At 70.9% G+C, this 13495-nt stretch carries 17 protein-coding genes and 1 pseudogene; 11 read left to right on the top strand and 7 right to left on the bottom strand.

Features of this window, described 5'->3' with window-relative positions:
* Window positions 1–57: 57 nt before the first annotated feature.
* From ACIRHA_RS08425 to ACIRHA_RS08410, 4 genes are all read left to right on the top strand, one after another.
* A complete protein-coding gene (locus ACIRHA_RS08425) occupies window positions 58–1098 on the top strand; it encodes a PhlD (protein ID WP_403841449.1) in 1041 nt (346 codons plus the stop codon).
* Window positions 1099–1177: 79 nt separating this feature from the next.
* On the top strand, window positions 1178–1846 hold the full coding sequence (locus ACIRHA_RS08420) for a TetR family transcriptional regulator (protein WP_403841447.1): 669 nt from the start codon (window positions 1178–1180) through the stop codon (window positions 1844–1846).
* A gap of 8 nt (window positions 1847–1854) precedes the next feature.
* Window positions 1855–2646, top strand: coding sequence for an SDR family NAD(P)-dependent oxidoreductase (locus ACIRHA_RS08415; protein ID WP_403841445.1), 792 nt, complete (start codon window positions 1855–1857; stop codon window positions 2644–2646).
* Between the two features lie 112 nt (window positions 2647–2758).
* Window positions 2759–3826 carry an acyltransferase family protein gene (locus ACIRHA_RS08410; protein ID WP_403841443.1) on the top strand — a complete coding sequence of 356 codons (1068 nt, stop codon included), beginning with the start codon at window positions 2759–2761 and terminating at the stop codon, window positions 3824–3826.
* Here the strand turns inward: ACIRHA_RS08410 and ACIRHA_RS08405 are convergent.
* Complete coding sequence (locus ACIRHA_RS08405) at window positions 3807–4502, bottom strand: DUF2470 domain-containing protein (RefSeq protein ID WP_403841441.1); 696 nt, start codon at window positions 4500–4502, stop codon at window positions 3807–3809. The genes ACIRHA_RS08410 and ACIRHA_RS08405 overlap by 20 nt on opposite strands.
* Window positions 4503–4629: 127 nt before the next feature.
* Here ACIRHA_RS08405 and ACIRHA_RS08400 point away from each other — a divergent pair, with 127 nt between their 5' ends.
* From ACIRHA_RS08400 to ACIRHA_RS08390, 3 genes are all read left to right on the top strand, one after another.
* Window positions 4630–6207, top strand: a complete 1578-nt coding sequence (locus ACIRHA_RS08400) for an FMN-binding glutamate synthase family protein (RefSeq protein WP_403841438.1) — start codon at window positions 4630–4632, stop codon at window positions 6205–6207.
* A gap of 108 nt (window positions 6208–6315) precedes the next feature.
* Window positions 6316–6612: a hypothetical protein gene (locus tag ACIRHA_RS08395; RefSeq protein ID WP_403841436.1), complete on the top strand. Its 297-nt coding sequence runs from the start codon at window positions 6316–6318 to the stop codon at window positions 6610–6612.
* A gap of 48 nt (window positions 6613–6660) precedes the next feature.
* Window positions 6661–7146 (top strand): ATP-binding protein, encoded by a 486-nt coding sequence (locus ACIRHA_RS08390; protein ID WP_403841434.1) that lies wholly within the window; start codon window positions 6661–6663, stop codon window positions 7144–7146.
* Window positions 7147–7197: 51 nt separating this feature from the next.
* On the opposite strand, the gene ACIRHA_RS08385 is transcribed toward ACIRHA_RS08390, so the two are convergent.
* Together ACIRHA_RS08385 and ACIRHA_RS08380 are read right to left on the bottom strand one after the other, a co-directional pair.
* Entirely contained in the window at window positions 7198–7836 is a 639-nt protein-coding gene (locus tag ACIRHA_RS08385; protein WP_403841431.1) for an MBL fold metallo-hydrolase, read from the bottom strand.
* On the bottom strand, window positions 7836–8921 hold the full coding sequence (locus ACIRHA_RS08380) for an S-(hydroxymethyl)mycothiol dehydrogenase (RefSeq protein ID WP_403841429.1): 1086 nt from the start codon (window positions 8919–8921) through the stop codon (window positions 7836–7838). Before ACIRHA_RS08380 ends, ACIRHA_RS08385 begins: the two co-directional genes overlap by 1 nt.
* 120 nt (window positions 8922–9041) lie before the next feature.
* Between ACIRHA_RS08380 and ACIRHA_RS08375 the strand changes: the two genes are divergently transcribed.
* The gene (locus ACIRHA_RS08375) at window positions 9042–9821 is read left to right on the top strand and encodes an ABC transporter permease (RefSeq protein WP_403841426.1); all 780 of its coding nucleotides are present in this window, start codon (window positions 9042–9044) and stop codon (window positions 9819–9821) included.
* On the opposite strand, the pseudogene ACIRHA_RS08370 reads toward ACIRHA_RS08375, so the two are convergent.
* A pseudogene (locus ACIRHA_RS08370) lies at window positions 9773–10094 on the bottom strand (MarR family transcriptional regulator); the annotation flags it as partial. The gene ACIRHA_RS08375 and the pseudogene ACIRHA_RS08370 sit on opposite strands and share 49 nt — an antisense overlap.
* 44 nt (window positions 10095–10138) lie before the next feature.
* Here ACIRHA_RS08370 and ACIRHA_RS08365 point away from each other — a divergent pair.
* A complete protein-coding gene (locus ACIRHA_RS08365; protein ID WP_403841424.1) occupies window positions 10139–10924 on the top strand; it encodes an alpha/beta fold hydrolase in 786 nt (261 codons plus the stop codon).
* Here the strand turns inward: ACIRHA_RS08365 and ACIRHA_RS08360 are convergent.
* From ACIRHA_RS08360 to ACIRHA_RS08350, 3 genes are all read right to left on the bottom strand, one after another.
* Window positions 10887–11402 (bottom strand): DedA family protein, encoded by a 516-nt coding sequence (locus tag ACIRHA_RS08360; protein WP_403841421.1) that lies wholly within the window; start codon window positions 11400–11402, stop codon window positions 10887–10889. The two genes, ACIRHA_RS08365 and ACIRHA_RS08360, sit on opposite strands and share 38 nt — an antisense overlap.
* Before the next feature lie 241 nt (window positions 11403–11643).
* The gene (locus ACIRHA_RS08355; RefSeq protein WP_403841418.1) at window positions 11644–11865 is read right to left on the bottom strand and encodes a hypothetical protein; all 222 of its coding nucleotides are present in this window, start codon (window positions 11863–11865) and stop codon (window positions 11644–11646) included.
* Window positions 11862–12056 carry a hypothetical protein gene (locus ACIRHA_RS08350; RefSeq protein ID WP_403841415.1) on the bottom strand — a complete coding sequence of 65 codons (195 nt, stop codon included), beginning with the start codon at window positions 12054–12056 and terminating at the stop codon, window positions 11862–11864. Before ACIRHA_RS08350 ends, ACIRHA_RS08355 begins: the two co-directional genes overlap by 4 nt.
* A gap of 155 nt (window positions 12057–12211) precedes the next feature.
* On the opposite strand from ACIRHA_RS08350, the gene ACIRHA_RS08345 reads away from it, so the two are divergent.
* Together ACIRHA_RS08345 and ACIRHA_RS08340 are read left to right on the top strand one after the other, a co-directional pair.
* Complete coding sequence (locus ACIRHA_RS08345) at window positions 12212–12817, top strand: dihydrofolate reductase family protein (protein WP_403841413.1); 606 nt, start codon at window positions 12212–12214, stop codon at window positions 12815–12817.
* 143 nt (window positions 12818–12960) lie between these two features.
* On the top strand, window positions 12961–13458 hold the full coding sequence (locus ACIRHA_RS08340) for a glutathione peroxidase (protein WP_403841410.1): 498 nt from the start codon (window positions 12961–12963) through the stop codon (window positions 13456–13458).
* Window positions 13459–13495: the final 37 nt, after the last annotated feature.

Genomic DNA, 13495 nt, shown 5'->3' with positions numbered 1-13495 from the left:
AACGACGTAGGTTGAGCGGGCCCCCCACAGCCCCCTTGAGCCCCGTGGGAGACACCCATGCCCGCTTACGTCTCGATGCCGCACACCGTCCTCGGCGCCCACAAGGTGACCACCGACGAGATCGCGGACGACATACGCGCCCGTCATCCGGGCCATCCGCGGATCGCCGCCGCGGTGCGCGCCGTACAGGGATGCGGCGTACGGACCCGCTACTTCGCCCGGCCGCTCGACTCCCCCACCGTCGCGGGCGCTGCCGGCATCGCCGAGCGCGCCCCCACGGCGTTCGCGGACGCGCTCGACCTCGCCGAACAGGCGGCCGCCTCCGCCATCGCGGCGGCAGGCCTGAGACCGAAGGATCTGGACGGCCTGGTCACCACGCACTCCACCGGGTGGGCGGCGCCGAACCTGGACGTCCACCTCATGACCCGGCTCGGGCTGCGCCCCACCGCCCGCTCCCTCGCCCAGACGACGCTGGCCTGCACGGGCGGTACCAAGTCGCTGATCAGGGCGGCGGACATGGTGGCGGCCCGGCCCGGGAGCAGGGTGCTCGTGGTCGCCGCGGAGGTGATCTCCGCCGTCTACCACCACAGCGACACCGGTATCGACGCGATGATCTACAAGGCGCTGTTCGGCGACTCGGCGGGAGCGGCCGTCGTCAGCGACGAGCCGCTCGGCCCCGGCTTCGCGTGCGAGGACAGCTTCGAGCACGTCCTCGCGGACACCGCCGGGCAGTTGGGCGGCCGGATCACCGCCGACGGCCTGCACTTCGACGCCACGAAGCAGGGCCGCGCCGCCTTCGGCGTGAGCCTGCCGAGTGTCACCGGCTGGCTCGGCGCGCGCCCCACCGACTTCGCCGTGATCCACCCGGGCAGCCCGCGGATCATCGCGGACACGGCAACCGCCCTGGGCCTGTCCGCGCACGACACCCGCCACTCCACGGCCACGCTCACCGACGAGGGGAATCTGGGCGGTGTGAGCGTGCTCCGCGTCCTGGAGCGCACCCACCAGGAGCCGCCGCCCGCGGGCACCCGCGGAACGATGGTCGCCTACGGCCCGGGCTTCGCGACAGCCGCGCTGCACGGGCACTGGCACGCCTGACGGGTCCGGCCTCACTCCTGCAAAGATGTCCCTACGGGACATGTGTCCCATTGGGACATTCGGGTGTACTGTCGAAGACATGAAGGCGAACGAGGCCACCAGCTCCCGGCCCGCCGGCGACCGCCGGCAGGTCAAGGCCCGCCGGACGCGTGAAGCGCTCGCGGAGGCCGCCGTCGAGCTGGTGCTCGATCTCGGGCTCGGCGAGGTGACCGTGGAGGCCATCGCCGAGCGCGCGGACGTCACCCGCCGCACCTTCAGCCGGTACTTCACCGGCAAGGAGGACGCGGCCCTTGACTTCACCCGTGCCGACGGCGCGGGGATCAACGCGGCACTGCGCGAGCGCCCGGTGGGCGAGCCACCACTGCTCGCCTACCGCGAAGCGGTCGCGGACTGGCTCACCGACCGGGCGACCTCCGCCTGGCACCACCGTCCGCGGCTGCGCGAGCTGTACGCCGCCCTGGACACGGAGCCCGCCCTCTTCGCCGCGTACGAACGGATCCGGGTCGACGCCCAGGACGAGTCCGTACGCATCATCGCCGACCGGCTCGGCACCGACCCGGCCCGGGACCCACGTCCCGAGGTCGTCGTCGGGGCCGCCGCCGGAGTGCTGACCGCCGCGCTGCGCACCTGGGCGCGCGGCGCGGGCACGGACGCCGAAGACCTCGCCGAACTGGTGGCGCGGGCCTACGACGCCCTCATCGAGGAGGCCGCCGACGCGGCGGCCCCCGACGTCGCTACCAGAAAGTGAATCGCACCATGAGCACCACCCCCACCACCGGCAACGTGACGGACTACGCGGCCGAGTTCGCCGGGAAGACCGCCCTTGTCACCGGCTCCGCCTCCGGCATCGGTCTGGCCACCGCCCGCCGCCTGGGCCTCGGCGGCGCGAACGTCGTCATCGCGGACTACAACGAGAAGGGGGCCCAGGAGGCCGCCGAAACGCTGAAGGCGGAGGGCCTGAAGGCCGCCGCGGTCGCCGTCGACGTGACCGACCCGGCCTCGGTCGAGGCAGCCGTCCGGTTTGCCGTCGACACCTTCGGCGGGCTCGACCTGGCCGTGAACAACGCCGGCATCGGCGGCGCGAGCGCCCCCACGGGCGAGTACGACATCGACGTGTACAACCGCGTGGTCCGCACGAACCTCGACGGCGTCTTCTCCTCGATGCGCTACGAGATCCCCGCCATCGAGGCCGCGGGCAACGGCGGCGCCATCGTGAACGTCGCGTCGATCCTCGGCTCGGTCGGCTTCGCTGGCTCACCCGCGTACGTCGCGGCGAAGCACGGCGTGGTCGGTCTGACGAAGACGGCCGCCGCCGAGTACGCCGCGAAGGGCATCCGCGTCAACGCGGTCGGCCCGGGCTTCATCGAGACCCCGCTCCTCAAGGAGATGGACAAGGCGGCCCACGACGCTCTCGTCGGGCTGCACCCGGCGGGCCGCCTGGGCACGTCCGAGGAGGTCGCCGAGCTGATCGTGTTCCTGCTCTCGGACCGCGCCTCGTTCATCGCGGGCAGCTACCACCTCGTGGATGGCGCATACACGGCGGTCTGACCCGCCACGCCGCATACGCCACTTGTGTCACGCCTCCACTCATGGAACGGTCTGCGAGGGGTACGGGCAGGGGACCCGGACCGTCCCGATGTGGAGGGTGCAGCGAACACACATGGCAGGACAGGCACGCGAGTCGTACTTCGACAACGTCAAATTCCTGACGATCGTCCTCGTGGCCTGCGGGCACGCGTGGGAGCCGCTGACCTACGGCTCCCGCGCGGTGACGGCGGTGTACCTCACCGTCTACGCCTTCCACATGCCGGCGTTCGCACTGGTGTCGGGCTACTTCTCGCGCAGTTTCGACATGGCGCCGCACCGCCTCAGGCGCCTGGTGTCCGGGGTCGTCGTGCCGTACCTCGTCTTCGAGGTGGCGTACACGCTGTTCTACCGGTGGGCGCAGGACGATCCGGGATATCCGATCAGCCTGCTGGACCCCTGGTATCTGATGTGGTTCCTGGTGGCCCTGTTCATCTGGCGGCTTTCGACGCCGCTGTGGCTGCAGTTGCGCCATCCCGTGCTCGTGTCGCTGGCGGTGGGCACGGCCGTGTCGATGTGGCCGGGCGCGGGCGGTGACCTGGCGCTCCAGCGTGTGCTGCAGTTCCTGCCGTTCTTCGTGGCGGGCCTGGTGCTGCGGCCCGAGCACTTCGCGCGGCTGCGGACGTGGCGCGTGCGGTGGGTGGCACTCGGGGTCGCGGGCGCGGCTCTGGTCGCCGCGTACTGGGTGGCGCCGTGGTTCGACGCGGGCTGGTTCTACCATCGCGGCGCCGTGCAGGGGCGGGGTGTGCCCGGGTGGGCGGGCCTGTTCGCGACGCCGGCCCTGTTCGTGCTCGCGCTCGCGCTCAGCGCGTGCTTCCTGGCGTGGGTGCCGGGCCGCAGACTGTGGTTCACGGCCCTGGGCACCGGGACGATCTACGCGTATCTGCTGCACGGTTTCGTCATCAAGTCCTCCCGGTTCTGGGACTGGTACGACCACCCGTGGCTGCACGGCCCGCTCGGTGAGCTGACCGTGACGGCGGCGGCGGTCGCGCTCATCACCGTGTTGTGCACGGAACCGGTGCGGCGGGTGTTCCGTTACGTCGTCGAGCCCCGGATGGACTGGGCGTTCGGGCGGCCGACGGAGCAACGGTCCCTGCCCGAACAGGCGACTGCCCGCGAGAAGGTCACCTCCGGCGGCGGCTGACGGTCTGCGCGGAGGCGAGCAGCTGGTGCATGCGCTCGGTGAGCGAACCCAGGTCGTCGGCGGGCCGGTGGAAGGCGAGCCGCACGTCGGCCTGGCCGCGCATCCGCTCCAGACGCAGCGTCAGGCCGTGCCGGTCGACGGCGAGCGGCTGGACCCGGACGACGCCGTGCAGGCTGTCCGGCGCGATGAGCCGGGTGAGCTGTTCGACGGCCTCGGGGTGGGAGTCGGCGAGATGGGTGAGCAGGCGGGGCTCGGCGAGCGCGAGCGGGTCGGGCGCGGTGGCGGCGAGTTCGTCGAGGTCGACGCCGGTGCGGCCCAAGCGGGTCTGCAGAACCACCCGTTCGGGCCGCAGCACCAACTCCTCACCGCTCGGCACCAGCTCGCCCGACAGCCACACCCGCGCCCGCACCCGGTCGCGCACGGGCACGGGCGCCGCGTCGGCGAACTCCAGGAGCGTGGTGGGCCGTCCGTGCGGTGAGCAGAGCACGGCGGCGGCCAGCACGCTGTCGGGCGGCGGCGTGATGCGCACCGCCCCGTCGTCATCGACGCGGTGCGCGCCGACGAGGTCGTCCTGCCCCACATCGGTGGTGACGCCGCAGGTCCATGCGGCGGCGAGCACGGAGCGTGCGTGGGCCGCCGTGCTGGGCACGGCGGCAGCGATCTGTCGGACACCCATCCCGAACCTCCATTAGGTAAGCCTTGCCTAACTTATCCGAGATGATCGATGACGGTCCACCCCGCGTCCGTTCCGTCTTGCTGTGTCGCCCGCCGGCGTGAGCGTCCCGGTGCGATTGACTCGACAGGTGCGCAGATTCCTCGTGTTCCTCGTCGCCGTCGCCGGAGCGGCCGCCACCCTGGCCCTGTCGCTGCTGCTCTCCCCGTGGTGGTGTTTCGGCGCCGCCCCGCTCCTCGCCCTGACCGCGCTGGGCGTGTGGGATCTGGCCCAGTCGCGCCACTCGGTGCTGCGCAACTATCCGGTCCTCGGGCATCTGCGCTTCCTGATGGAGTCCCTGCGCCCCGAAATGCAGCAGTACTTCGTCGAGCGCAATTACGACGGCCGGCCCTACGACCGGGACGTGCGCAGCATCGTTTACGAGCGGGCCAAGCAGCAGGAGGCCGAGGAGCCGTTCGGCACCGAGCGCGACGTGTACGCCTCGGGGCACGAGTTCCTGGTGCCGTCGCTGCGCCCGGTCGACCCTCCCGAGCAGCCCGCCACGGTCCGCATCGGCGGCCCCGACTGCACCAGGCCCTACGACATGGCGCTGCTCAACGTATCGGCGATGAGCTTCGGTGCCCTGTCCAGCAACGCGATCCGCGCGCTCAACAAGGGCGCGGCCCTCGGCGGCTTCGCGCACGACACCGGAGAGGGCGGCCTGTCCGACCACCATCTGGCGCACGGCGGCGACCTGGTGTGGGAGATCGGCACCGGCTACTTCGGCTGCCGCACACGCGAGGGCCGTTTCGACCGCGCCGAGTTCGCCGGCAAGGCGGCGCACGAGCACGTCAAGTGCGTCTCCCTGAAACTGTCGCAGGGGGCGAAGCCGGGCATCGGCGGCGTACTGCCGGGCGGCAAGGTCAACGCGGAGATCGCGCGCGTACGGGACGTGCCGCAGGGGCAGACGGTGGTGTCGCCGCCGTACCACCAGGAGTTCGAGACGCCGCGCCAACTGGTGCTTTTCCTCGCCGAGTTGCGACAGCTCGCGGGCGGCAAGCCGGTCGGGTTCAAGCTGTGTCTGGGCTCGCGTACGCAGTTCCTCGCCGTGTGCAAGGCGATGGTCGCCGAGGGTGTGACGCCGGACTTCGTGATCGTGGACGGCTCGGAGGGCGGCACGGGCGCGGCGCCGCTGGAGTTCGCCGACCACCTCGGCACCCCGCTCACCGAGGGGCTGATCACGGTCCACAACGCGCTCGTCGGCACGCGGCTGCGCGACACCGTCCGGGTCGGGGCGAGCGGCAAGGTCGCCACCGGCGCGGACATCGTCAAGCGGCTCGTCCAGGGCGCCGACTTCACGAACGCGGCGCGCGCCATGATGTTCGCGGTCGGCTGCATCCAGGCCCAGCGCTGCCACACGAACACCTGCCCGGTCGGGGTCACGACGCAGGATCCGCGCCGCGTGCGCGCCCTGGACGTCGCCGACAAGGCCGAGCGCGTACGCCACTACCAGGAGGCGACCGTGCGCGGCGCGGCACAGATCATGGCGGCGATGGGCGTGCGGGATCCGCGCGAGCTGCGCCCTGACCAGCTCATGCGGCGCAACACGGCGGACCTGCCGGTCTCCTACGCGCACCTCCACGACTGGCTGGAACCGGGCCAGTTGATCGGGCAGCCGCCCGCGGCTTGGGCGGCGGACTGGGCGGCCGCGGACCCCGACCGCTTCTGAGTGCCGCCCTCCCCCGCGTGCGCCATCGAACAACACCAACTCCACGCGAACGGGGGGTGAATATGCCAACCGCCCACGCGGCGCGACGCAGAGCGGCATCATGCCAACATGGACGGTAGTACTGCGCTCCTACGGGAGCTCTTCACGCCGGATGAGTACGCCGCGGTACGCAGTCATGCGGACCATCTGGGCGTGACACTCGTCGAGTACGTACGCTCCTCAGCCGCCGAACGGGCCCTGGAGCGGCTCCATTTGACGCGGGCCCTGGAAGCCCGTGCACCACATCTGGGCAAGTCGCCAATACCACAGGTGGAGCGCTCCCACTGCGTCGACGGGACCTCCTCGCCCGCCATCGACCGGTTCCTGGACACCCTGGCCCACCCGCACCCCACGGAGAGCACCTGACACGGCGTGAACCGGCCGGTGCGGGGCACTCGGTGTGCAGGAGCAGGGGTGTATCGCCACGGTGCGGCGGGAATGGGCACCGTCACCGAGGCGCGAGCCGCGCACCATCCACCAGGAGAGGAAGTGGTCGTCATGCGTGCGTCGAGGGACGCCGAGCGGCGTGCCGCGCGCGTGGAATTCCTGATGCCGCAGGGTTCGGGTGCCGCCCGGTTGGCCCGGCGGCTGACCCGAAGGTTCCTCGCCGGACGTACGGGCGAGGGGGTGGCGGACGCCGAGCTGGTGGTGTCGGACCTGGTCGCCAACGCCACCGAGGCACAGAGCGGCAGCTGCCGGATGAGCCTGTGCCTGCACTCGGGTGAGCTGACCGTGGCCGTGCACGACGACGCGCCCGGACTCCCCCGCGCCGTGCCGCAGTCGTGGACGGCCGAGTCGGGCCGGGGCATCGCGCTGGTCCAGGCGCTCGCCCGCCGCTGGAGCGTGCGGGCCGATCCGAGGGGCGGCAAGACGGTGCTGGCGGTGCTGACACCCTGCTGAGCCACGTTCCGGCCAGGGCGACGGTCGAGCCGCCCCGGCCGGAACCCGGGATCAGTGCCCGCGTGCGATCCACTCGTCGAGATGCGGCGCCTCCGCGCCGATCGTCGTGCTGTCACCGTGTCCGGTGCGTACGACGGTCTCGGCCGGCAGCGTAAGGAGCCGGTCCTTGATGGACTCCACGATGGTCGGGAAGTCGCTGAAGGTCCGCCCGGTGGCGCCGGGACCGCCCTGGAAGAGGGTGTCCCCGGTGAACACGGCGCCGAGCGCGGGAGCGTACAGGCTGACCGCGCCGTGGCAGTGCCCCGGCGTGTGCAGCACGGTCAGCTCCACGCCCGCGACGCCGATCTTCTGCCCGTCGGCCAGTTCGCCGTCCGGCGCGCGGTCCGGGTGCGTGCGCTTCCACAGCTCGGTGTCCGCCGGGTGCAGCAGAATCGGCGCGCCGGTGCGCGCGGCGAGCGCGGGCGCGGCGTCGATGTGGTCGTCGTGGGCATGGGTGCACACGATCGCGACGAGCCGCCGCTCGCCGACGGCCTCGGCGATGGCGTCGGCGTCGTGGGCGGCGTCGATGACGATCGCCTCACGGTCGTCGCCGACGATCCACACGTTGTTGTCGACGTCCCACGTGCCCCCGTCGAGGGAGAACGTGCCGGATGTCACGAGATGGTCCACGCGTGCCGTGTTCTCGCTCATCAGAACACCACCACCGAACGCAGCACGTCGCCGTGGTGCATCCGCTCGAACGCCTTCTCCACGTCGTCCAGGGCGATCGTCTCGGTCACGAACGCGTCGAGGTCCAGGCGTCCCTGCAGATACAGGTCGATGAGCATCGGGAAGTCGCGCGAGGGCAGACAGTCGCCGTACCAGGACGACTTGAGCGCGCCGCCGCGCCCGAACACGTCGAGCAGCGGAAGCTCGAGCTTCATCTCCGGCGTCGGTGCGCCGACGAGAACGACCGTGCCCGCCAGATCGCGCGCGTAGAAGGCCTGCTCGTACGTCTCCGGGCGGCCGACGGCCTCGATGACGACGTCGGCGCCGAAGCCGCCGGTCAGCTGGCGCACGGCCTCGATCGGGTCGGTGGAGCGGGAGTTGACGGTGTGGGTGGCGCCCAGCTCCCGCGCGGTGGCGAGCTTCGCGTCGTCGATGTCGACGGCGATGATCTTCGCGGCGCCGGCCAGCCGGGCACCGACGACGGAGGCATTGCCCACGCCGCCGCAGCCGATCACGGCGACGGAGTCGCCACGGCCCACGTTCCCGGTGTTGATCGCCGCGCCGATCCCGGCCATGACCCCGCAGCCGAGGAGGCCCGCGGCGGCCGGGGACGCGGCCGGGTCCACCTTCGTGCACTGTCCGGCGGCCACGAGGGTCTTCTCGGCGAACGCCCCGATGCCCAGCGCGGGCGACAGCTCGGTGCCGTCGGCCAGGGTCATCTTCTGCTTCGCGTTGTGGGTGTTGAAGCAGTACTGGGCCTGCCCGCGCTTACAGGCACGACACTGCCCGCACACCGCACGCCAGTTGAGGATCACGAAGTCGCCGGGGGCGACCTCGTTCACCCCGGCACCCACCGATTCGACGACACCCGCCGCCTCGTGACCGAGCAGGAACGGGAACTCGTCGTTGATCCCGCCCTCCCGGTAGTGCAGATCGGTGTGGCAGACCCCGCACGCCTGGATCTTCACGACGGCCTCGCCCGGACCCGGGTCCGGCACCGTGATCGTCGCGATCTCCACGGGGGCCCCCTTGGCCCGCGCGATCACGCCCTGCACCTGCTGTGCCATGACGGTCAGCCCTCTTTCTCAATCGCGGCAACTTCACGCTTTGTTACCCGCCCATCCTCGCTCACCGGCCAAGCGGTGAACAGCACCGGTGCCCAGGTCGGGGCGCTCTACTGTGTTCCCGTGCGCGTTCGAACCCAGGCAGCGGCCACCCTCCTCCCCGTCAACGGAACTCTCGCGGCGGTGCTCTTCGTTCTCCTCGTGATCGCGGCGGCGGTGACCGCGGTCTACCGCCTCTCCGCGGACGGGTCGCGCCGCCGGGCCCGCGACATCGCGATCGCCGGGGTTCGGGCAACGGTCCAGCTCGCCGTGGTGTCGCTCCTGATCGGCTGGGTGGTGCGCCACGGAGCGGCGCTGCTGGCCTTCCTCCTGCTCATGCTGGCGGTGGCCACGCGCACGGCGGGCCGCCGCCTCACCCCGAACCGGACGTGGATCTGGGCGGCCCTGCCGATCGCGGCGCCGGTGACCCCGCTCGTGGCCGCGCTCATCGTCTGCGGTCTTCTCCCCCTCCGTGGGATCGCCGTGATCCCGGTGACCGGCATCCTGATCGGCGGCGCGCTCACGGCGACCGTGCTGGCGGGGCGCCGCGCCCTCGACGAGCTGACCGCGCGCAAGGGCGAGGTGGAGGCGTGCCTGGCCCTCGGCCTGCTCCCCCACGAGGCCCGCCTCGAGATCGCCCGGCCCGCCGCCTCCGACGCCCTCCTCCCCGGCCTCGACCAGACGCGGACGGTGGGCCTGGTGACGCTCCCGGGCGCCTTCGTGGGCATGCTCCTGGGCGGGGCGTCAACGGTGACCGCCGGGGCGGTGCAACTCTTCGTCCTGGTGGCGCTGATGGCCGTACAGGCGATCTCGGTGGCGACGACGGTGGAGCTGGTGGCGCGGGGGCGGCTCAGTCGTCCATGACGGCGATGACGGTGCGCTCTTCCTCGGACGAGTCCGCGGGCGGCGGCGTCATTCACCATCCGCTGCACGAACTGACGGCTCAGCGCCTGGAACCGCCCCCATCTGAGAAACCGTCATGGGGCCCCGCCCGTGCAGCATGCCGAGCACGGCCCGCACGCCCACCGACAGCCCGTCCACCGCGACCTCCCGCTCGACTCTGGCGTACGTGCGCCGGTACAGCGGCCCCACGAGGCCGAACACCTCGAAGAGCCGAGCCGCCACCTCTGCGGACACCGGACTGCGCCCACGCGAACGGCGGGGATGGCAACCTGGTTGTCATGTCTGATCTCTCCGACCTCTTCCGGATCGACCAAGGCACTGGCCGCCCTCTGGTCCTGCTGCACGGCGGCTTCCTCGACCACCACATGTGGGACGACCAGATCCCGCACCTGGCATCGGACCACCGTGTCATCGCGCCCGACGCCCGCGGCCACGGCCGTTCCCCCAACGCCACAGGACCGTTCCGGCACACGGACGACCTCGCCGCGCTGCTGCGCCACTTGGACGTCGGCCCGGCGATCCTGGTGGGCGTCTCGATGGGAGCCAGTATCGCGATCGACACCGCCCTGGAGCACCCGGAACTGGTCGACGGCGTGGTGATCAGCGGCGCCGGCACCAGCGAGCCGTACTTCACGGACCCGTGGACGACCGAGCTCTGGACCACCTGGCAGTCGGCGATGGCCGCGGGTGACGTGAGCGCCGCGGTGGAGGCGTTCACCGCCTTCGGGTCGGGCCCGCACCGCGCCCTGGACAACCTCGACCCCCACCTCGTGGATCGCCTGCGCACGATGACGTGGAACACGATGTCCAAACACACCGCGGAAGAACCCGACTGGAGCGTCCCCCTCAAGGACACCTGGACCCGCGCCGCCGCGATCCCGATCCCGGTCCGCGCCATCAACGGCGCACTCGACTCCCCCGACCACATCGGCATGGCGGAGCGCCTGACGAGCAGCGTCGCCGACGGCCGGGCGGTCTCGATCCCCAACGCCGCCCACTACCCGAACATGGACGATCCGGAGGCCTTCAACCAGGCGCTCGCGGAGTTCTTGCGCGACATGTGACGACGCCGGCCAGGGTCGCCACGACTCCCGAGACGGCCAACCCGAGCAGCGCGCCGGTGAACGGCCCACCGGCGGCGATCCCGCCCAGCAGACCCACACCTGTCGAGTACGAGGCCCAGACCACCTCGGCGACACCTGAGGCCACGAGGAACCGGCCCAACCGGACGTCGACGAGCCCCGCCGACACCGCGCCGACGAACCGCCCGGTCGGCAGAAACCGGATGCCGATGATGAACGGGATCCCGTGCCGACGGACCCGTACAGCAGCCCAGTCGAGCAGCGCGGCACGTCGCCGCTTGCGTCGCAGCCGGCGCAGCACCGGCCCTCCGAAACGCCGCGTCGACCGGTACACCAGCAGGTCCCCGAGGATGGCGGCGCCCGACACCACCAGCAGCACCAGGGCGAGTTGGAGACGGCCGTCGGCCGCCATGGCCCCCGCGCTGACGAGCAGCCACGAATTGGGCACCAGCGGGGGCATGACGCACAGAACAAGGAGGCCGTAAACCAGATAGTCGGGCATAACTACAGGTAACGGTACGAAAGTTAATAAAACGAGAGGTGGTGACGTATCTCGGGGAAACCTCTGGGAGCCACCCCTAAGGGGTGCGGAGTCCGGCTCCACGACCGAGAGGACCAACACCCGAGAGCCGGTCCAGGTCACCACAATGCCCGCACAGGACACGCCGCGCACTGGGGCAGCCATCCGGATCGAGGTGGGGTTATCCCCCGGCAGCCCCGTACTCGTGCGCGCGCCCGCCGCGCCACTGGATGATCGGCGAATCCCCGGACACCAGTTGATCGGCGTCATCGAGCCCGGCCCGGCGCAGAAACTCGACCAGGTCGCCGTCGCCCCGGGCCAGTCCGAAGTCCACACCGCCGACCGTGACCCTTCGCCCTCCGCCCGACACCGACGGCCGATGCACGACTATCTCCAACGTCACGCCCGCCCCCGCGCCCGCCGACGCAACTCCGCTTTCTGCGCCGGAGTGAGTTTCTCGCCCACCAACACCCGGGACAGATACAGCAGACGCCGCCGCAGAGCGGTACGCCCTGGCCGATCGGCAAGCTGCCGGTAGGTCGCGTCCCACTCCCGCTGTGTCTGCACCAGGTCCTCAGTGATCGTGTTCCGCATAGGCCAGATTAGATCGCGTGTTCGATTTTCTGCGCAAGCCGACACGCACGGCACCCGCTGAGCACGACGGTCGACCCGAGCGCTCCGAAGCGCGGCCGATGAGTTTGCGGCTCGCTGTCGGTCCAAGTTCGTGACACCTATGAAGGGACACCGCCATGTCGGAGCTTCTCGTGGACTTCATCACCTCCCTCGACGGCTACGCCTCGGGAGAGGGATGGCCCGGGTTCTGGGGCCTCGAAGGCCCGGAGTACCTCGCCTGGCTCGGCAAACAGCCCGAGGTCACCTACTTGATGGGGGCGAACACGTACCGCCTCATGTCGGGCTTCGCCGCAGGCGAGATCCCGACCGGCCAAGACGAGTTCAGGCCCGAAGAAGAGGCGTCCGTCGACGAGCTCACGCAAGCGACCAAGGTGGTGTTCTCCTCCTCCCTCGAGGACCCACTGAAATGGGCCAACTGCTCGCTCGTCCGCGACGACGCCGTCGAGGCGGTCCGCGCCATGAAGTCCAGTGGCTCGGAACTCCTCAGTACGATCGGCAGCCTCAGCCTGTGCCGGTCCCTGCTGCGCGCCGGACTCGTGGACCGCTTCCGGGTCGTGATGTTCCCGGTGATCACCGGGGCCACGGGTGAAGAACGCATCTACGACGGCTATCCGGACGTCGCTCTCGAGATGACCGAGCACCAGACCTTCGACAGCGGCATCCAGCTGGTCGAGTACAAGCCCCGCGTGCTCGAGCACCCGCCACTCGGCGCCCCTGCGTGACGGCGCGGCTGTGGATGGCGTCGTCGTCATGGTCCCTGGGGGACGAAGCGTCTTGATCTTCTGAGCCGGGCCCGAACCTCGGCTGGGACCAGAGCCGGGGCGCGGTCACGTCGCTGTCAGAGTCTCGGCGTACGCTCCGCAGCATGACCATTTACGACGCAGTGCAGATCGACAACCTTCAGGGCGGCGCCGCCGACCTCTCCCAGTACCAGGGCAAGGCCGTCCTGATCGTCAACGTTGCCTCGAAGTGCGGGCTCACGCCGCAGTACACCGCCCTCGAGGAGCTCCAGAAGCAGTACGCGGACCGTGGGTTCACGGTGCTGGGCGTGCCCTGCAACCAGTTCATGGGGCAGGAGCCCGGTACTGCCGACGAGATCTCCGAGTTCTGCTCCGCCACATATGGGGTCACGTTCCCCATGACGGAGAAGGTCGACGTCAACGGCGAGGAGCGGCACGCCCTGTACGCGAACCTCGTCGACACGGCGGACGCCGAGGGGCACACCGGCGACATCCGCTGGAACTTCGAGAAGTTCCTCGTCGGGCGCTCCGGTGACGTCGTCGCCCGCTTCTCGCCCCAGACGACGCCGGACGCTCCGGAGGTCGTGGCGGCCATCGAGCGGGAGCTCTCGACGGGCAGCTGAACGACCGGGAGCGGCAGGAGGTGCCGGCAGCGGCTCC

This window comes from Streptomyces sp. NPDC102360 (assembly GCF_044766085.1).
Lineage (GTDB): Bacteria > Actinomycetota > Actinomycetes > Streptomycetales > Streptomycetaceae > Streptomyces.
This window is presented reverse-complemented; position numbering and strand designations above follow the sequence as displayed.